This is a genomic window from Lutibacter sp. (assembly GCF_013041805.1).
GTDB lineage: Bacteria > Bacteroidota > Bacteroidia > Flavobacteriales > Flavobacteriaceae > Lutibacter.
Map to the genome: position 1 here is coordinate 23,591 of NZ_JABDRI010000101.1, position 18,208 is coordinate 41,798.

Below are 18,208 nucleotides of genomic sequence, written 5' to 3' on the forward strand. Positions count from 1 at the left end.
ATGAAAGAAGATCACTACATAACATTCGATAACTATTTAAATAATGAATTATCAGGTGCAGAGTTAGCATCTTTTGAAGAACAATTAAATTCTGATGCAGATTTTAAGCAAGAATTTGAAATATATAAAGCCATAGAATCTTCATTAAGTTCAAAATTTGAAAATGAAGAAGAAGAAAAAGCGTTAAGAAATACACTTTCAAAATTAGGTTCAACTTATATAAAACAAGAAAATTCAACTAAAAAGAAAGGAAAAGTAATTTCCTTCTTAAATTATAAAAAATTGATGGTTGCAGCAAGTATTGCGCTCTTAATTGGTTTTTTCTTATTCAATAATGGAGAGCCTGTTTATAGTGATTTCTCCAGCCATCAAGCATTAGAATTAGTGGTAAGAAGTGAAAATAATGAAGCTATAGTAAAGGCTCAAGAAGCGTTTAATTCTAAAAATTATGAAGTTGCTTTAGAGCAATTAACCATATTGTCTGAAACAACTAAAAACGATGCTGAAATTGAGTTATATAAAGGAATTTGCTTTTTAGAGCTAAATAATTATGTGGAAGCCGATGTTATTTTTGATGAAATAAGTGGTGGAAATTCTGCTTTTGTAAATACTGCATCTTGGTATAAAGCGTTAAGTATGTTAAAACAACAACAGTTTGAAGCGTGTAAATATGTTTTACAAAGAATTCCTGAAAGCGCTGATGAATACAATAAAGCTCAAAAGTTATTGAAGAAGTTATAAAGTTTAATATCAAAGAAAATATAATTCAAAAAACGTCATTGCAAACACCGTGAAGCAATCTATTTCTTATGAAAAGATTACTTAGCCACTGCTCTACTCGCAATGACGTTTTTCTTACTTTTTTAGTTACTTTTGCCTTATGATAATTACTGACACACACACTCATTTATATAGCGAACAATTTAATGAAGACAGAAATGAAATGGTGCAACGCGCAATTGATGCTGGTGTTTCTCGCTTTTTTATTCCTGCCATAGATTCAACCTACATGAGTGCCATGTTAGAATTGGAAAAAGAATTTCCAACTAATATGTTTTTAATGATGGGTTTACACCCAACACATGTAAAAGAAAATTTTGAAGAAGAGTTAGCTTTTGTAAAAAAGTGGTTAGATAAACGAAAATTTTATGCCGTTGGTGAAATAGGAATTGACTTATTTTGGGATAAATCCACTCTTGAAATTCAACAAAAAGCTTTTAAAACTCAAATTCAGTGGGCGAAAGAAAAAAAATTACCTATCATAATTCATTGTAGAGATGCCTTTGACGAAATTTTCGAAATATTAGAAGAGGAAAAAGACGAAAGTCTTTATGGAATTTTTCATTGTTTTACTGGAAATTTAGAACAAGCTAAAAAAGCAATTTCGTACAAGATGAAATTAGGAATTGGTGGTGTTGTGACATTTAAAAATGGAAAAATTGATCAGTTTTTACAAGAAATTCCTTTAGAGCATCTGGTTTTAGAAACCGATGCACCTTATTTAGCACCTACTCCATATAGAGGGAAAAGAAATGAAAGTAGTTATATTATAAACGTTTTAGAAAAGTTAGCTGATATTTATAAGGTTACGCCGCAAGAAATTGCAGAAGTTACTACTCAAAACTCAAAAAATATATTTGGAATCTAAGCAAACAGCATATTACAAAACACCTATTGGAACAGCAAAAATTGTTGGTGATAACAAAGGAATAATTGCTATTACTTTGTTAGATGATGCTATTGAAACCTCAACTAAAATTCCTAAAAACTTACAAAACTGTATCGTACAATTAGAAGAATATTTTAATGGAGTTAGAACTGATTTTACACTTAAATTAAACCCACAAGGAACTGACTTTCAACAAAGAGTTTGGAACGAATTATTACAAGTTCCTTTTGGAAAAACACGCACTTATTTAGAGCAAAGTAAAAAATTAGGTGATCCAAAAGCGATTAGGGCTGTAGCTGCTGCAAATAGTAAAAACCCAATTTGGATTGTTATTCCTTGTCATAGAATTATTGCAAGTGATGGATCATTAACAGGTTATGCTGGTGGTATATGGAGGAAAAAATGGTTGTTAGAACACGAAAACCCATCACAACAACAATCATTATTTTAAACTATATTTAACGTTCCAACGTTCGTTTAAAAAATGAAAAAAGGTTTACTTTTCTTAGCTGTTTTAATTAGCGTTACTGTCAATGCTCAAATTCAATCAAAAAATATTCATTTGAAAACTTTTTTGGTTAAAAGTGATACTATAAAAATAGATTCAGTAAGTATAACTCCTTTTAATTTTAAAGTATTTAACAACTCCAACGCTGAAATTGATACCTCAAAATACAATATAGACTTTTCAAAATCCTTATTAATTCTAAAAAAAGATGCTGCTGAATTACTTTCAGAAATAAAGATTCAATATATCTCATACCCAACATTTTTAACTAAGAAATATTTTAAATTTGATGAAAAATTAATTGTTCCTAAAGCAACGGAGCAAACAAAATTATATAGCTTAACTACTAACGAAAACAAATTACCATTTACACCTTTTGACGGTTTAAATACTTCAGGTAATCTTACACGAGGAATTACAGTTGGTAATAATCAAAACTCAGTTGTAAATTCATCGCTCGATTTACAAATTGCAGGGAAATTATCAGATAAAGTTACTTTAAAAGCTTCAATTCTTGATACAAATTTACCCATTCAAGAAAATGGAAATACGTATAAATTAAATCAATTCGATCGAGTTTATATTGAACTATTGAGTGATTATTGGTCTATAAATGCTGGAGATATTTATTTGAATAACCGAGAAAGCGCCTATTTGAATTTTAATAAAAAGGTTATTGGAGTAGATGTAAATGCAACAATAAAACAGAAAAACTCCACACTAAATATTGAAACTTCAGGAGCTATTGTTGAAGGAAAATACAAAAAAGTACAGTTTGTAGGACAAGAAGGAAATCAAGGTCCTTATAGATTATCTGATTTAAATACCAATACTTATATTTTAATTTTATCTGGAACTGAACTGATTTATGTGAATGGTAGGCTTTTAAAACGTGGGGAAAATAACGATTATACGATTGATTACAATAATGCCGAAATTATATTTAGCACCACGTTTCCTATCACTGCCAATATGCGAATTACTGCAGAATATCAATTTACGGACAGAGTTTATTCACGCTTTGTAACCTACAACAATGTGAGGTATAAAAGTGATAAACTTAGTGTTGAAGGTTATTTTTACAATGAAAATGATGTAAAAAATCAACCCTTAGAACAAGATTTAAGCAATGAACAAAAACAGCTCTTAGCCAATGCGGGCAATAATACTAGCGCCATGGTAACACCTTCAGCATATCTTGATACGTTCTCTGAAGATAAAATTTTATATAAAAAAATATTCATTGGAATTGAAGAAGTTTTTGAATATTCAACCAATGAAAATGATGAGCTATACCAAGTAACCTTTTCTTATGTTGGTGAAAATTTGGGAAGCTATAACTTGAAAGAAGTTATTGCTATTGGAAAAGTATTTGAGTATGTTGGTGAAAATTTAGGAAATTACGATCCTATCATACAACTAGTTGCTCCAAATAAATTACAAATAGCCGTTTTTAACGTCACTTATAATCCAAGCAAAAAAACAACCATACATACAGAAACTGCTTTTAGTACAAACGATGAAAATTTATTTTCAACAATTGACGACGCATCAAATGATGGAATTGCAACAAAATTAAATTTAGAGCAAGTTATTTTTGAAAATAAATGGGAACTAAAAAGTAATGTAAAAATCGATTTCATTGCAAAAGATTTTAAACCTGTTGAACGCCTACAATCTATTGAATTTAATAGAGATTGGAATATTGAGACAAGTACCGGAAATCAAAAATTAATAAACACCTCATTGGTCCTTTCAAATAAAAAAAATAGTCAAGTGCAATATGATTTTGGAAATCTTACGTTTGGTGATAATTTTAAAGGAACTAAACATCTTTTGTTTGGAAATATAGCTCATAAAAATGCTTCATTTATTTTTAACAGCAGTTTCTTGGACAACGAAACAACATATGAAAAAGGGACTTTTCTAAGATCCTATTTAAAATCAGTATACAATTTGAAAAAAAGTTGGTTTGGAATTATTCTAAATGCAGAAAAAAACAAACGTACCACTATTGAAACAAATGAGTTATCAAATTTAAGTCATCAGTTTAACGAAGTTGAGGCATTTGTTGGTTTAGGGGACTCAACCAAAGTATTTACTAAAATTGGAGCTATTTTTAGAACGACTGATAGTATTCAAAATATGAGGCTTGAAAAAGTAAATACTTCTAAAACCTGGTATCTAAAGTCGAGCTTTATTAAGTCTGAAACAACAGATTTAAATGCCTATATAAATTACAGAACTGTTAAAAATACCAACTATGATAATGAAGAATCTATAAATTCTAAATTGGTATACAACCAACAATTAATGAATCAATTTTTAACTTTTAATACAGTGTATCAAACGCTATCTGGAACCCTTCCCCAACAAGATTTTACTTACATAAAAACAGAACAAGGACAAGGGTTTTATACTTGGATTGATTATAATGGAAACGGCATTAAAGAATTAAACGAATTTGAAATTGCTCAATTCCAAGATCAAGCTCAATATTTAAGAATTATTCTACCAACGGTCAATTACATTGACACACATCAAAATAAATTAGCACAAACAATTGCTATTAACCCTCAACAATGGAAATCAAAAAATGGGTTTAAAAAAATTGCATCTCACTTTTACAATCAAACCTATATTTTAATTGATAGTAAACAGCAAAAAATAGCTAAAAAATTTAATTTAAATCCATTTGATATCGATAATGAAAAATTACTTGGATTAAATTTTAATTTAAATAACAGCCTTTATTTCAACAAAGGAGAAAAGAATTTTTCAACTACACTTAGGTTTATAAAATCTCAAAATAAAGCTACAACAACCATAGATAATTTAGAAAATAAATTACAACTTCAACAACTTCAATTTGAACATAAAATAGGTGACTTTTGGCAACTTAATTTGGATATGAGTAACGCAAAAAACAATACAAACTCATTAAACTTTACCAATAGAAATTTCAAATTAACCAATGTAACTTTACAACCAAAGCTATCGTATTACTACACTAAGAATTCGTATTTTTCAGTGTTTTATGAACATAAAACAAAAGAAAATAGCATTGGAAATTTAGAGCTATTGAATGCTAATACATTTGGAGGTATCTTAAACTATATTAGTACTGCTAAAAATAGTTTAAAAGCTGAATTTAATTTTTTTAAAAACAATTTTGAAGGAACCGTAAATTCTCCAGTAGCTTATCAAATGCTAGAAGGTTTACAACCAGGAAAAAATTATACTTGGACTTTCTTATTTCAACGAAAATTAAATTCATTTTTAAATTTAAATATCAACTATTTAGGTAGAAAAAGTGAAACTTCAAAAGCCATTCATACTGGAACTGTGCAGTTAAAAGCATTTTTTTAGAATTTTTATTTAATTGGTTTAATTTTTGCTAGTATATTTACTTTTTAATTTAATTGATTTTTATGAAAAAATATTTTTACACTATTTTAATTTTTTTTACAACTTTTGTAACTTTCTCTCAGAATAATTACGAACAAGAAACCACAAAATACAATGAATTAAAAATTAACATGTCTAATTTAATTGGGTTTAAGTTTTTGGATGTTGGTTATGAAAAAATTATAAATGAAGAGTCTACATTTGGTGTTAACCTTCTTTTTAACCTAGATAGTAATTCAGAAAGTACTGGTTTGGATGAATATAGAACCTTTTCAATTACACCATACTATAGGCATTTTTTTTCCAATAAATACGCCCAAGGTTTTTTTGTAGAAGCTTTTACAATGCTTCATTCAGCGAAAGAAGATGATTACTATTATGAAATTTTTGACCCTAATACAGGTATGTATAGTGGCGGTTCAAATTCTAACACTTATACAGATTTTGCTGTTGGAATTTCAGCAGGTGCAAAATGGGTGAGTAGAAGAGGCTTTGTTGCTGAAATTTATCTAGGTATAGGTAGAGATTTATTAGGGAATAGTGATGAAGAAGTAGTTGGTAGAGGTGGTGTTGCAATTGGTTACAGATTTAAATAGTAATAAAAAGTAAACAGATAAAAAAGAAGGCTTTCTAAATTAGAAAGCCTTCTTTTTTTTGTTCTTATATTTTAGTGAAAATTACATTTTCATCAACCAATTTTTAACATCAACATCTTCTTTAATAATTGAACGCAATTCTTCAATTTTAACACGTTTTTGTTCCATAGTATCTCTATAACGAATAGTCACAGAATTATCATTTAAAGTGTCATGGTCAACTGTAATACAAAATGGTGTTCCTGCAGCATCTTGCCTTCTGTAACGCCTTCCTACTGCATCTTTTTCATCATAAGTAACGTTGAAATCCCATTTTAAATCTTCTACAATTTTTCGAGCTACTTCTGGTAGACCATCTTTTTTAACTAATGGTAAAATTGCTGCTTTTGTTGGAGCTAGTACTGAAGGTAATTTTAAAACCGTACGTGTAGAACCATTTTCTAATTCCTCTTCTTGCAAAGAGTTCGAAAAAACAGCTAAAAACATTCTATCTAAACCAATAGATGTTTCAACAACATAAGGAACATAGTGTTCATTTATTTCTGGATCAAAATATTGTAGTTTTTTTCCTGAATGCTCTTCGTGGGCTTTTAAATCGAAATCTGTACGAGAATGGATTCCTTCTAATTCTTTGAACCCAAACGGAAATCTAAACTCAATATCAGAAGCCGCATCAGCATAATGTGCTAATTTTTCATGGTCATGGAAACGGTAGTTATCTTCACCCATACCTAGTGATAAATGCCATTTTAAACGATTTTCTTTCCATTTTTCGTACCATTCCTTTTGAGTACCAGGACGTACAAAAAATTGCATTTCCATTTGTTCAAACTCACGCATACGGAAAATAAATTGGCGAGCAACTATTTCATTTCTGAAGGCTTTACCCGTTTGTGCAATTCCAAAAGGAATTTTCATTCTTCCTGTTTTTTGAACATTTGAAAAGTTAACAAAAATACCTTGTGCAGTTTCTGGACGTAAGTACAAATCCATTGCTGTATCTGCTGAAGCGCCTAATTTAGTTCCAAACATTAAGTTAAATTGCTTCACATCTGTCCAATTCTTTGAACCTGACAATGGACAACCAATTCCTAATTCTTCAATTAATAATTTTACATCTGCTAAATCTTCATTTTCTAAAGATTTTCCCATACGTTGTAAAATAGCATCTCCTTTTTCTTTATAACCTATAACTCTTGGATTCGTAGCTAAAAATTCTTCTTTATTAAAAGCCTCTCCAAATCGTTTTGCTGCTTTAGCTACTTCCTTTTCAATTTTGGTATCTAATTTTCCAACATAGTCTTCAATTAAAACATCTGCTCTATATCTTTTTTTAGAATCTTTATTATCAATTAATGGATCGTTAAAAGCATCTACGTGCCCTGAAGCTTTCCAAGTTGTTGGATGCATAAAAATTGCAGCATCTAAACCAACAATATTTTCGTGCATTTGCACCATTGCTTTCCACCAGTAATTTCTAATGTTTTTCTTTAACTCTACACCATTTTGAGCATAGTCATAAACTGCGCTTAAACCATCGTAAATTTCACTTGATTGAAATACGTAACCGTACTCTTTTGCGTGTGAAACTACTTTTTTAAATTGATCTTCATTATTTGCCATGCTGCAAAAATAGGAAAGGTTTTAATACTAAAAAATAAAAAGTGGAAATAGCCGAAACTATTTCCACCCAATTAACATTAAATAATACTAATCTGGAGTTTACTATAATTACTTTAGGGTAAAATTAGTTGCTCCTACAAGTCTTTCTTCTATGTATATATTTACTTTATACAATCCCTTTTCAATTTGATCTCTATTTACTTCAACCAGCGAAATAATGTCTACTGCTTCATTTAAATAATTAATAATAGTTTGATCACTGTAATTAATAGTTGCATTATTCATCAGCAACTCTCCTTTTTTAGCAATTGTTTCTCCTTTTGAATTCACTAATTGAATATAAACTTGACGCTCTCCTGGTTCGCTAATTTCATTTTTTGCTATTGTGAAATTAATTCTAAATGCGTCCGTATTTCTCGCTCTTGAAGTTTCAACTAATTTTCCATTCGTTTTTTCTCGCATCGCTAATATTCTAGCTGAGCTTACTTTTAAAATTGAACCAATAGCAACTTTTTCAGATAATTGCATATTTTGTAAAGACAATGTGTCGTTTTTAGCTACTTGATTACTTATTTTAACATTTGCACTGTCTAAATTATTGGTTAACAACTGATTTAGACCTTTTAGTGAATCTGTCATAAAAAATAAACGTCTATTTGTTTCCTCCAAATTGGCTATTTCTTTTCTATAGCGACGAATTAAATTATAATTTGTAGCCTTTAAACCTTTAATAGAATCTCTTAAAGAAATTATTCTATCCCGTTCTATTGAAAGTTCAGAAGAAAGCGAAGTATTTTGCCCAATAGCTTCTTCATACTTCACAATCATATTATCTAAATTACCTTCAATCTCTAATTTCTCTTCCTCAATAGCATCTGTAACTTTTTTGTGTTGCTTATTGTTATAGAAAGTATAAGCCACAACGGCAAGCAATAAAACACCTAGTACAATAAGGATGATTTTACTATTTGAATTTTTCTTTTCTTCCATTCTTCTTTTATTTTATACTGCATTAAATTTATTATCAAACGTAAACGATTTTAATAAATTATAAAAAACCAATAAATAATTTTGAGGTGTTTCTTGAGGAATTATAAAATTACGTTATAAAAATTATCTTTCATAATTTTTTATTCTTTTTTTAATTTAGAGTACTTTTAAAAAAAGTATTGCTATGAAATTTTTGAAAGATATTTTTAATATTTTCTTTCCTGAAATATGTTTAAGTTGTAAAGTGCAGTTAGCAGAAAATGAAGGGCCTATTTGCATTAAATGTAGACACGATTTACCATTAACTAATTTTACCTTTGAACCAGCTAATTTAGTTGAAAAAACATTTTATGGGAGAATCCCTATAGAGAAAGCAACTGCATTATTTTATTTTTTTAAAAAGGGAAAGGTGCAACAATTAATGCACGAACTTAAATACAATAAGCAACAACAAGTGGGAACTTTTGTTGGAAATTGGTTAGGTTCAGAAATGATTGAAAGTAAGCGTTTTGAAAATATAGATTATATTATACCCGTGCCTCTTCATAAAAATAAGTTAAAAACCAGGGGTTATAATCAAGTTACTACTTTTGGAGAAAGTTTATCTCAAAAACTTATGATTCCATTCAACGATACGTATTTAATAAAAATTTCATCAACACGAACACAAACAAAAAAATTACGATTAGATCGGTGGAAAAATGTTCAAGAATTATTTGTGGTTCAGCATCAAAACAATCTAATAGATAAACATATTTTGTTAATTGATGATATTATAACAACTGGAGCTACTCTTGAAGCTTGTTGCAAAGCATTTGGAAAAATTGAAGGTTTAAAAATAAGTATCGCTTGCATGGCATATACGAAGTAACATCTTAACTTAAAATATAAAATAACGCTTTGCGTTATTTAAATAAATTAATTGTTATTTTGCAAAAAAGTTACTTAAATAAATATGAATTATAGCGTTCGTAAAATTCTTTTAATAGTTGCACTTGGAATAATTCTAAGTAATTGTGCTAAAAGAGGTAAACCAACTGGAGGCCCATTAGACAGTATTGCTCCTATTCTAGTTAGTGCAAATCCTGAACATAAAAGTATTAATTTTAAAGCAAAAAAAATTAAAATTTATTTTGATGAATATATCAAATTAAAAGATGTTAGTAAGCAATTAGTTGTTTCGCCTCCACAAAAATATGATCCAATAATAACACCTTTAGGTACTGCTAGCAAACTAATTACAATAGAAATCTTAGATACATTAGATCTAAATACCACTTATGCATTTAATTTTGGAAATAGTATTGTTGATAATAATGAAGAGAATGAATTAGGTAATTTTAAGTATGTATTTTCAACAGGAACTTATATTGATTCATTAGAGTTAAAAGGGGAAGTTACAGATCCAAGTGTAAAAGCTCCCACACAAGGTATAGATGTAATGTTGTATGAGTATAATGAATTTTATACTGACTCTATTATTTTTAAAGAAAAGCCGCGTTATATTGCTAATACACTAGACTCTACCCTATATGAAATAACAAATCTACGAGCAGGAAAATATCTTCTAATTGCTTTAGATGATCGCAATGGAAATAAAATTTACAACCCTGAAGTTGATAAAATTGGTTTCGTAAAAGATACAATTACAATTCCAACAGATAAATCATATGATTTCCCGATATTCAAAGAAATTCCTCCATTAAAAGTTATTAAACCTAAAGAAGTTACCAAAGGTCATTTAATATTTGGTTACCAAGGAGATGCAAATGGAATTAATATCAAGTTGACAACTCCTGTTGATAACAATTTTAAATCTGAAATTAACTTTGAAAAAGATAAGGACACTATAAATTATTGGTACACAGGTATTGAAGCAGATTCTCTAAACTTTATAGTTTCAAAAGACGAATTTAGTGAAGAGTTTACTGTAAAGCCTAGAACTTCAAAATTAGATTCATTAGTTATTACAAAAAGTACTGCGAGCGTTCTACATTTAACCGATACGTTTTCACTAGCAACTAATATTCCTATTGAAACTACTAATAAATCGTTGATAAGCTTAAAAGAGCAAGACTCTATTGATGTTGATTTTGATGTAATTCTTTCTGAATCTAAAACAAAATTATACCTAGATTTTGAAAAAAAACACAGCACTAAATACAGTTTTACCTTGTTACCCAAAACACTTACAGATATTTTTGGAATTGCAAACGATTCTTTATCTTTTCAATTAAATACAAAATCACCTGAAGATTATGGTATCTTAAGCCTTGAATTAGTAAGTGTTAAAAACACAAACTTCATTGTTGAATTGATAGATAGTAAAGGGCTCGTGGTAAGAACAAAAATAGTAGAGAAACCACAAAATGTAAGTTTTAAGCTATTACTTCCAGGTAATTATCTTATAAAAGTTACGTTAGATGAAAATAGAAATGGAAAGTGGGATACCGGAGATTTTTTAACAAAACGGCAACCTGAAGAAGTCCTTTATTTTGATCAAGAATTGGAAATAAGAGCGAATTGGGAAGAAATAGAACGTTTTATAATAAAATAACTTACAAAAAAGATATATTTATATTTAGTTTAAAAAATTTATTACTTTTGATACATCTAAAACCCTTATTTTGATTAACTACTTTAAATTATTTACTTTTTTATTATGTTGCTTTGCATTGATTTCTGTTAAAGGACAAGATAGAAGTAGTCATGAAATTGGATTTATCACTGGGGCAGCTTCTTTTACCACTGACTATGGTCAACGCAATAATTTCAATAGTAATGTAGGTGGTAATATAGGAATGGGTGTAGGTCTTATTTATTATATGAATTTTTCAGATTATAGATATGGATGGAGTCAACGAACCAATTATTTTAATGAACATTTTAGATTAAGAGGTGAGTTATCATTTATGACTGCTGATTTAGATCATTTTGGTAAATGGATAGATATTATAGATAATAATACTGGAGAATTGTCTCTAGGTGCTCAACAGTTGCGTGCAATGCATGGAAAAACCAAATTAATTAATTTTGGCGCACAATTAGAGTTTCATATTGTAGATATTGTAGATTTTGGCTCTCGAAGAATTCCAGATTTAAAATGGTCTCCTTATGCAAGTGCTGGTTTTATGTTAGATTATTATGACCCTGAATTAAAAATTGATGAACCATATAGCCTGTTTCCTAAGTGGAATGTAGATGGTGCAACAAATATGAGATCTAATATTACAGGATCATTAACTTTTGGTGTTGGAACTAGACATAAATTGGGTGAATATTCTGATATATTAATAGAATCGCGTTGGCAATACTTTTTTTCAAACTTTGTTGATGGTTTAAATGCCAGAGATGATTCTGCTAACAAATACAACGACTGGTTGCTTTGGGTTCACGTTGGTTATGTATATTACCTAAATTAAATCCAACGCCTTCTTCAAATCAGCAATTAAATCATCTATATCCTCAATACCAACACTTAATCTAATTAAAGAATCAACAACACCTGTTTTCTCTCTTTCCTCTTTTGGAATAGAAGCATGAGTCATACTTGCAGGATGCCCTGATAACGACTCCACACCACCTAATGATTCGGCAAGCGTAAATATTTTTAAATTTTCAACAATTTTAAAAGCATCTTTTATCTTATTCCCTTTAGTAACAAAAGAAACCATTCCTCCAAAATCTCTCATTTGCTTCTTTGCTACATCATGATTAGGATGATTCTCAAAGCCAGGCCAATAAACCTTTTCTATTTTAGGATGTTTTGCTAAAAACTCAGCTACAGCTTTTCCATTTTCACAATGACGCTGCATACGCACATGCAACGTTTTTATCCCTCTTAGAACCAAAAAACTATCCATAGGCCCGCAAACAGCACCGCAAGAATTTTGAATAAAGTATAATCTTTCTGCTAAATCTTTATCATTAACAACTAAAGCTCCCATGACAACATCACTATGGCCCCCTAAATATTTAGTAGCTGAATGCATCACAATATCTGCTCCTAAATCTAATGGATTTTGCAAATAAGGTGTGGCAAAAGTATTGTCAACAGCCATTAAAATTTGATGTTTTTTAGCGACATTAGAAACTGCCTGTATATCAATAATATTCATCATTGGGTTTGTTGGAGTTTCAACCCAAATTAGTTTTGTTTTTTCCGAAATGTATTCCTCTATTCTATCTGCATTCTCCATTCCAATAAAATGAAATTTAATACCGTAATTTTCAAATATTTTTGTGAATATTCGATATGAACCACCATATAAATCATTCGTTGAAATAACTTCATCTCCAGGGCTTAAAAGTTTTATAACACAATCAATTGCTGCTAATCCTGATCCAAAAGCCAAACCAAAATTTCCATTTTCGATACTTGCAAAGGAATTTTCAAGTGCAGTTCGTGTTGGATTTCCGGTTCTTGAATACTCATACCCTTTATGATCTCCTGGAGAAGCTTGAGCATAAGTTGATGTTTGGTAAATTGGCGGCATTACAGCTCCAGTTGAAGGGTCGTGTTGCTGTTTTCCGTGTATTGTTTTTGTATTGAATTTCATAATGATTTAATTTCTAGTTCTGCTTCCTTTCGCGAGCAAATGTACTTATTCTTTACTTAATTTTTTTATTAATTTTCCTACAGTTAATCCTTGTCCAATAATGGAAAAAACAACAATTATATATGTAATTACTAAAAATAAATCTCGGTGCATTTCATTTGTTAAACTTAATGCTAAGGCTATGGAAATTCCCCCACGCAAACCACCCCAAGTCATAATTAAATTGGTATTAGGAATAAAATCTAATTTTTTAGCATACAGTTTAATTGGTAACATTAACGATACATACCTTGCAAACAATAAAGTTGGTACACATAATAAACCCGCTAAGATATATTGATTATTATAGGTTAGTACCAAAATTTCCATTCCTATCATTACAAATAATACCGTATTTAGAAGTATATCAACTAATTCCCAAAATTTATCAACATATTGCTCTGTAATTTTACTCATGGTAGTTTCTCTAACGGTATCGTGACCAACAATTAAACCGGTCGTAACCATAGCTAATGGTGCCGATAAATGAAAATATTGTGCTAAAACAGTTCCGCCCATAACAGCGGCTATTGTTATAATTACTTCGACATCATAGTCATCAATAGATTTTAATAACTTATAGGTAATCCAACCTAATAAAAAACCCAGAGCTATGCCTCCAACAACTTCAACCAAAAACATTTCTGCAACATGACCAAAAGTTACTGTGTTCCCTTCTTTAGCAATTTGATATATTGTTAAAAAAACCACCACTCCAATTCCATCATTAAATAAAGACTCACCTACTATTTTTGTTTCTAGTTTTTTGGGTGCTCCCACTTGTTTTAGAATTCCTAAAACGGCAATTGGGTCTGTTGGTGAAATTAAAGCTCCAAATAGCAAACAATAAATGAAATCAATTTCTAAATTAACTACTTTTAATAAATAATAAGAAAATACACCAACCAATAAAGTGGATATAAGTGTACTAAACGTTGCGAATATTAAAACCGGTTTTCGTTGCACTTTTAATTGTTGAAAATTAGTGTGTAAAGCACCTGCAAATAACAAAAAACTTAACATCACATCTAATAATACTGTTTCAAAATCTATTTGAGCTATCAGCATTTTTTCTTGCTCTAATAGCGTATCATTAAAAAGACTAGTTGCTAACACTAATAGTGTAAAAACGATTGTAATTACCATTAAACCTATTGTAGTTGGCAACTTTAAGAACCTTACATTTATGTAACCAAAAAGTGCTGAAATAACAATTAAAACAGCAATTACTGCAAATACACTCATCTTATATAAATTTTAGTAGTTGTAAAATAATTCCGAGGTGAATACCTTCATGATAATTGTTAAACACAATTCCATCTTCAATAGTTTCCAATGTAACATCAACGCTTGTAGTGTATTTTGTGTATTTTTTAAATATTCCTTTAGAATAGTCTTCAATTAAAGTTTTAGGGAATGCCATGAATTGTTTTTTTATGGTTTCAAATTCACTTTGTGAAACACTATAAGTTGGGGCGGTTCCTTTTTGAAAATTTGTAATCAATTCATTTGAAACTAAACAATCTAAATCAGATAATTTGTAGCACAGCAATTGCTGAGTTACTACTAAGTGTGCAATATTCCAAGCAATACTATTTTTAAATCCATTTGGAATTTTATTCAATTGTTCTATGGTGCAATTCTCAATTGCCTTTAGGGTTAATGCCCTAGATTTTAATAAAATATTAAATTGTTGCTGCATTATTTTTGATTTTTTTTAAAAGTCCTCAAATTTAACACAAAAAGGCATTAATTTTACAAAACACATTTATTATAAATAGTATGAAAAAAATTTACCACTTAAAAACTTGTGATACCTGCAGAAGAATCTTAAAAGAAATGGATACAACAGGCTATACTTTACAAGAAATAAAAACAGAGCAAATTACTGTAAAACAATTAGATGAATTGTATAAACTAACTAAGAGTTACGAAGTTTTGTTTAGTAGACGAGCCAAAAAATACAAACAAATGGACTTAAAAAATCAAACACTCACTGAACAAGATTTTAGACAGTTAATTTTAGATGAATACACTTTTTTAAAGCGTCCGGTTATTATAGATGGAACTAAAGTTTATGTAGGTAACATTAAGAAAAGAGTTGATACTTTTTGTAAAAGTTAGTTTAGATAGGATTCTTTTTTTCTCAATTTGAGTTTTGAGTAATCATTTCATTCTTCTTCAAATAAGAGTGTACTCTTACTAATGCATTTTCTCTAATATCTTCCCAAAATAAATTAATATCTCCTTCATGATATCGCTTTTTTCCTAAAATAAATATTCTGTATGGAAAATGAGGCAAGCTAGTCCATAAAATTCCATCAGCGACTTTAACTTTTAATGCTTGTTTATATAGTTTCCCATTACTAAATAAAAACCCTTTATGATCTTTTCTACTAGATGTTTTAGCAGTATTCCAAGAAATAGGATTTGAAACTACACTTCCTTTATACCAACTTGAATATCGTTTAGGATAATGATTCATTTTAAATGTATTCCAAGAAACAAACCCTCCAGTTTCTGTTGGACTTGTCATTAAAGGAATATTTATAAATTCATTTTTTTTAATCGCAATTCCTGGAATATAGGCGGCTATTAATTTAGAATGCAATGGTTTTCCATCAAAAAAATCTTTTAACAATTGAATTGCATGAGTAGTTCCTTGGCTGTGCGCTGCAATAATTATTGACCTTCCATTATTATACTTTTCTAAATAGGCAATAAACGCATTTTTAATATCTGCATATGCAATATTTAATGCTTTATCTCCACCATTATCATATTCTGAATAAGATCTTAAGTGCGCTTGCCTATAAAACGGAACATATAATTTCCCTGCATTTAAGAAAGCTGAAGCTTGAAAATAAACCGCTTTTTCTAGTACTTTTTCTTGTTGTAGAATATCTTCAATAGGAACATTCCATCTTACATCTTTCTTTTCAATATTTAACGTAGGATATACATAAAATACATCGGCAACTAAACTGTCCTTAGTGGTTTTCCAGTCACTCAATTTATCAGAATATTTATTTGGCAAAACCGCCCATGAAGATGGTTCATTATAATTTGGTACTGCTGGTGATACTTGAGAAGAAAATGTGGGAACAGTTAGACTTTTACAACTGGTTATGCTAAATAAAACAACTATAATAAAGACTTTAAAAAAACCTCTATTATAGTTGCTCATCATTTTATTAAATGAAATAACTATCATTTTTTTGCATACAACATGGGATTTGTATCCTCATCGTTATACATTTTCATTTGCTTATACACTTTCATAAATTTATCACCTGAAGCAAAATCAGCTAATAAATCATCAATAGCAGTTGATAAATCAACTCGCTGCTCTAAAAGTATATCTAATTTTGATTGACATTTTGCGCGGTGCTCATCTGTAGCCGATTCACGAGTTGCTTCTTCATTCATATGGTAAATTTTCAAGGCTAAAATTGATAATCTATCAATAGCCCAAGCAGGAGTTTCAGAATTAATTTTAGCTCCTTCCTTCACTTTTACATCTTTAAATTTAGTTAAGAAATAACTATCAATAAATTCAACCATATCTGTTCTATCCTGATTAGAAGCATCTATTTTTCGTTTTAATACAATTGCTTCATTTGGATTAATATCTGGTAATCTAATAATATCTTCATAATGCCATTGCACTGTGTCAATCCAATTTTTACGGTATAATAAATGTTCAAATGTATTTTTATCAAATGGGTTTTCAAATGGTTGATCAACATCATCAATAATATGATATTTTGCGATTACCTCATCAAATAATTTGTTGTATTCTTTTGCGCTCATAATTCTTTTTCTAAAATGTGTAAATATTCAACTGTTGAAGTTGCTTTGTGATTTCTATTTTCGGTTTTATCTGCTTTAAATCGTTGATAATCTATAGTTTTCAAACTGTAATTTCCATAACGTGATAATATATCTCTTACTCCTTTTTCAGTCATTAAACCCTCATTATTATAACTTAAAAAAATGTGCTTAAAGTTAGCATTTTTTATCAAATTTTCGAAGGAATTTTCAACTTCATTTTTTCTACAATAAGAAGACTTATAATAATCTCTTAATCCAGTTTTTCCTTTTGGCTGAAAGGTATCATAGTTAGAAATTGTATTTAACAAATGATAATTTGACCCATATTGTCTTGCATTATAAGGTGGGTCTAAATACAAAATATCACCTTTAATTTTTTGAATCAATTCATTACCATCTTCATTAAAAACTTGATGTGAATTTGCGGTAACACTAAAATCAGCTACTTTTAAAATTAATGATTTTTGTGCTGTGTTTTTTAATTTCTTTAAATAAGCTCCATAAACTGATGCTGTATTTGCAACTTTGTCGGCACTTTCAATTAACGACGCAACTAATAAATAATACACATCTTCATTGATTTCTTGCGACAATTTCCAAGCTTCTATTTGCTGTCGGATTGCATCAATTTTTTGACCATTAGAAGACGAAAAATACAATCTTTTACTATTTCCGTTTTCGCTATAATTATGAAATATAAAACCTTTGATACCTTCCAAATTATTTAGAAAATCAATTCTATTTTCAACATTTAAAGCTTTATGATTTCCAATATAATTTCTGTTTAAAACATAACTATAGTGCTCTACATCATTCGCAATAATTTGCTTTACAAAAGGTTTGAATGTTCTTCCAACAATGCCTGTTCCTGCAAATAAATCACAAAAAACAAGATTTGTTAAGTCTTTATCAACAGCATCAACTATGGATTTTTTTAAAAATGAAGAAAGTTTATGTTTAGAGCCTATATAATTCACGTAAC

At 29.3% G+C, this 18,208-nt stretch carries 17 protein-coding genes; 9 read left to right on the top strand and 8 right to left on the bottom strand.

Translation table 11 applies throughout. The annotated features are described in order from the left end of the window. From HKP59_RS12045 to HKP59_RS12065, 5 genes are all read left to right on the top strand, one after another. A complete protein-coding gene (locus HKP59_RS12045; RefSeq protein WP_291807277.1) occupies nucleotides 1-741 on the top strand; it encodes a hypothetical protein in 741 nt (246 codons plus the stop codon). Nucleotides 742-880: 139 nt separating this feature from the next. Further along, nucleotides 881-1,648 carry a TatD family hydrolase gene (locus HKP59_RS12050; RefSeq protein WP_291807278.1) on the top strand — a complete coding sequence of 256 codons (768 nt, stop codon included), beginning with the start codon at nucleotides 881-883 and terminating at the stop codon, nucleotides 1,646-1,648. Beyond that, nucleotides 1,638-2,120 carry a methylated-DNA--[protein]-cysteine S-methyltransferase gene (locus tag HKP59_RS12055; protein ID WP_291807279.1) on the top strand — a complete coding sequence of 161 codons (483 nt, stop codon included), beginning with the start codon at nucleotides 1,638-1,640 and terminating at the stop codon, nucleotides 2,118-2,120. The genes HKP59_RS12050 and HKP59_RS12055 overlap by 11 nt, the downstream gene beginning before the upstream one ends. A gap of 33 nt (nucleotides 2,121-2,153) precedes the next feature. Continuing rightward, entirely contained in the window at nucleotides 2,154-5,546 is a 3,393-nt protein-coding gene (locus HKP59_RS12060; RefSeq protein ID WP_291807280.1) for a hypothetical protein, read from the top strand. A 62-nt stretch (nucleotides 5,547-5,608) separates the two neighbouring features. Then, complete coding sequence (locus HKP59_RS12065; protein WP_291807282.1) at nucleotides 5,609-6,181, top strand: DUF3575 domain-containing protein; 573 nt, start codon at nucleotides 5,609-5,611, stop codon at nucleotides 6,179-6,181. A gap of 81 nt (nucleotides 6,182-6,262) precedes the next feature. Here HKP59_RS12065 and HKP59_RS12070 read toward each other — a convergent pair whose 3' ends face one another. Then, the gene (locus HKP59_RS12070; RefSeq protein ID WP_291807285.1) at nucleotides 6,263-7,804 is read right to left on the bottom strand and encodes a glycine--tRNA ligase; all 1,542 of its coding nucleotides are present in this window, start codon (nucleotides 7,802-7,804) and stop codon (nucleotides 6,263-6,265) included. A gap of 108 nt (nucleotides 7,805-7,912) precedes the next feature. Further along, entirely contained in the window at nucleotides 7,913-8,794 is an 882-nt protein-coding gene (locus HKP59_RS12075; RefSeq protein ID WP_291807287.1) for a hypothetical protein, read from the bottom strand. Nucleotides 8,795-8,978: 184 nt separating this feature from the next. On the opposite strand from HKP59_RS12075, the gene HKP59_RS12080 reads away from it, so the two are divergent. The 3 genes from HKP59_RS12080 (at nucleotide 8,979) to HKP59_RS12090 (ending at nucleotide 12,216) form a co-directional block, all read left to right on the top strand. Continuing rightward, complete coding sequence (locus HKP59_RS12080) at nucleotides 8,979-9,665, top strand: phosphoribosyltransferase family protein (RefSeq protein WP_291807290.1); 687 nt, start codon at nucleotides 8,979-8,981, stop codon at nucleotides 9,663-9,665. Nucleotides 9,666-9,749: 84 nt separating this feature from the next. Continuing rightward, entirely contained in the window at nucleotides 9,750-11,351 is a 1,602-nt protein-coding gene (locus HKP59_RS12085; RefSeq protein ID WP_291807292.1) for an Ig-like domain-containing protein, read from the top strand. A 70-nt stretch (nucleotides 11,352-11,421) separates the two neighbouring features. Next, nucleotides 11,422-12,216: a glutamate dehydrogenase gene (locus HKP59_RS12090; RefSeq protein ID WP_291807295.1), complete on the top strand. Its 795-nt coding sequence runs from the start codon at nucleotides 11,422-11,424 to the stop codon at nucleotides 12,214-12,216. On the opposite strand, the gene HKP59_RS12095 is transcribed toward HKP59_RS12090, so the two are convergent. Genes HKP59_RS12095 through HKP59_RS12105 form a run of 3 tightly spaced genes read right to left on the bottom strand, consistent with a single transcriptional unit; the run spans nucleotide 12,208 to nucleotide 15,094 of the window. Continuing rightward, nucleotides 12,208-13,353 carry a cystathionine gamma-synthase gene (locus HKP59_RS12095; protein WP_291807296.1) on the bottom strand — a complete coding sequence of 382 codons (1,146 nt, stop codon included), beginning with the start codon at nucleotides 13,351-13,353 and terminating at the stop codon, nucleotides 12,208-12,210. The genes HKP59_RS12090 and HKP59_RS12095 overlap by 9 nt on opposite strands. Nucleotides 13,354-13,398: 45 nt before the next feature. Then, nucleotides 13,399-14,637: a sodium:proton antiporter gene (locus HKP59_RS12100; RefSeq protein WP_291807297.1), complete on the bottom strand. Its 1,239-nt coding sequence runs from the start codon at nucleotides 14,635-14,637 to the stop codon at nucleotides 13,399-13,401. Between the two features lies 1 nt (nucleotide 14,638). Then, nucleotides 14,639-15,094 carry a DinB family protein gene (locus tag HKP59_RS12105; RefSeq protein WP_291807298.1) on the bottom strand — a complete coding sequence of 152 codons (456 nt, stop codon included), beginning with the start codon at nucleotides 15,092-15,094 and terminating at the stop codon, nucleotides 14,639-14,641. An 80-nt stretch (nucleotides 15,095-15,174) separates the two neighbouring features. On the opposite strand from HKP59_RS12105, the gene HKP59_RS12110 reads away from it, so the two are divergent. Then, entirely contained in the window at nucleotides 15,175-15,516 is a 342-nt protein-coding gene (locus HKP59_RS12110; protein ID WP_291807300.1) for an ArsC/Spx/MgsR family protein, read from the top strand. A 22-nt stretch (nucleotides 15,517-15,538) separates the two neighbouring features. Here HKP59_RS12110 and HKP59_RS12115 read toward each other — a convergent pair whose 3' ends face one another. The 3 genes from HKP59_RS12115 to HKP59_RS12125 are packed head-to-tail and all read right to left on the bottom strand — an operon-like array spanning nucleotide 15,539 to nucleotide 18,203. Beyond that, a complete protein-coding gene (locus HKP59_RS12115) occupies nucleotides 15,539-16,606 on the bottom strand; it encodes a DUF3089 domain-containing protein (RefSeq protein ID WP_291807302.1) in 1,068 nt (355 codons plus the stop codon). Continuing rightward, nucleotides 16,603-17,205, bottom strand: coding sequence for a DUF4254 domain-containing protein (locus HKP59_RS12120; protein WP_291807304.1), 603 nt, complete (start codon nucleotides 17,203-17,205; stop codon nucleotides 16,603-16,605). The genes HKP59_RS12115 and HKP59_RS12120 overlap by 4 nt, the downstream gene beginning before the upstream one ends. Next, the gene (locus HKP59_RS12125) at nucleotides 17,202-18,203 is read right to left on the bottom strand and encodes a DNA adenine methylase (RefSeq protein ID WP_291807306.1); all 1,002 of its coding nucleotides are present in this window, start codon (nucleotides 18,201-18,203) and stop codon (nucleotides 17,202-17,204) included. The genes HKP59_RS12120 and HKP59_RS12125 overlap by 4 nt, the downstream gene beginning before the upstream one ends. Nucleotides 18,204-18,208 lie beyond the last annotated feature (5 nt).

Coding starts and splice junctions, on each gene's coding strand:
- HKP59_RS12080 (WP_291807290.1), top strand. CDS start 8,979: ATGAAATTTTTGAAAGATATTTTTAATATTTTCTTTCCTGAAATATGT.
- HKP59_RS12050 (WP_291807278.1), top strand. CDS start 881: ATGATAATTACTGACACACACACTCATTTATATAGCGAACAATTTAAT.
- HKP59_RS12060 (WP_291807280.1), top strand. CDS start 2,154: ATGAAAAAAGGTTTACTTTTCTTAGCTGTTTTAATTAGCGTTACTGTC.
- HKP59_RS12095 (WP_291807296.1), bottom strand. CDS start 13,353: ATGAAATTCAATACAAAAACAATACACGGAAAACAGCAACACGACCCT.
- HKP59_RS12075 (WP_291807287.1), bottom strand. CDS start 8,794: ATGGAAGAAAAGAAAAATTCAAATAGTAAAATCATCCTTATTGTACTA.
- HKP59_RS12105 (WP_291807298.1), bottom strand. CDS start 15,094: ATGCAGCAACAATTTAATATTTTATTAAAATCTAGGGCATTAACCCTA.
- HKP59_RS12110 (WP_291807300.1), top strand. CDS start 15,175: ATGAAAAAAATTTACCACTTAAAAACTTGTGATACCTGCAGAAGAATC.
- HKP59_RS12120 (WP_291807304.1), bottom strand. CDS start 17,205: ATGAGCGCAAAAGAATACAACAAATTATTTGATGAGGTAATCGCAAAA.
- HKP59_RS12085 (WP_291807292.1), top strand. CDS start 9,750: ATGAATTATAGCGTTCGTAAAATTCTTTTAATAGTTGCACTTGGAATA.
- HKP59_RS12045 (WP_291807277.1), top strand. CDS start 1: ATGAAAGAAGATCACTACATAACATTCGATAACTATTTAAATAATGAA.
- HKP59_RS12070 (WP_291807285.1), bottom strand. CDS start 7,804: ATGGCAAATAATGAAGATCAATTTAAAAAAGTAGTTTCACACGCAAAA.
- HKP59_RS12065 (WP_291807282.1), top strand. CDS start 5,609: ATGAAAAAATATTTTTACACTATTTTAATTTTTTTTACAACTTTTGTA.
- HKP59_RS12115 (WP_291807302.1), bottom strand. CDS start 16,606: ATGATAGTTATTTCATTTAATAAAATGATGAGCAACTATAATAGAGGT.
- HKP59_RS12100 (WP_291807297.1), bottom strand. CDS start 14,637: ATGAGTGTATTTGCAGTAATTGCTGTTTTAATTGTTATTTCAGCACTT.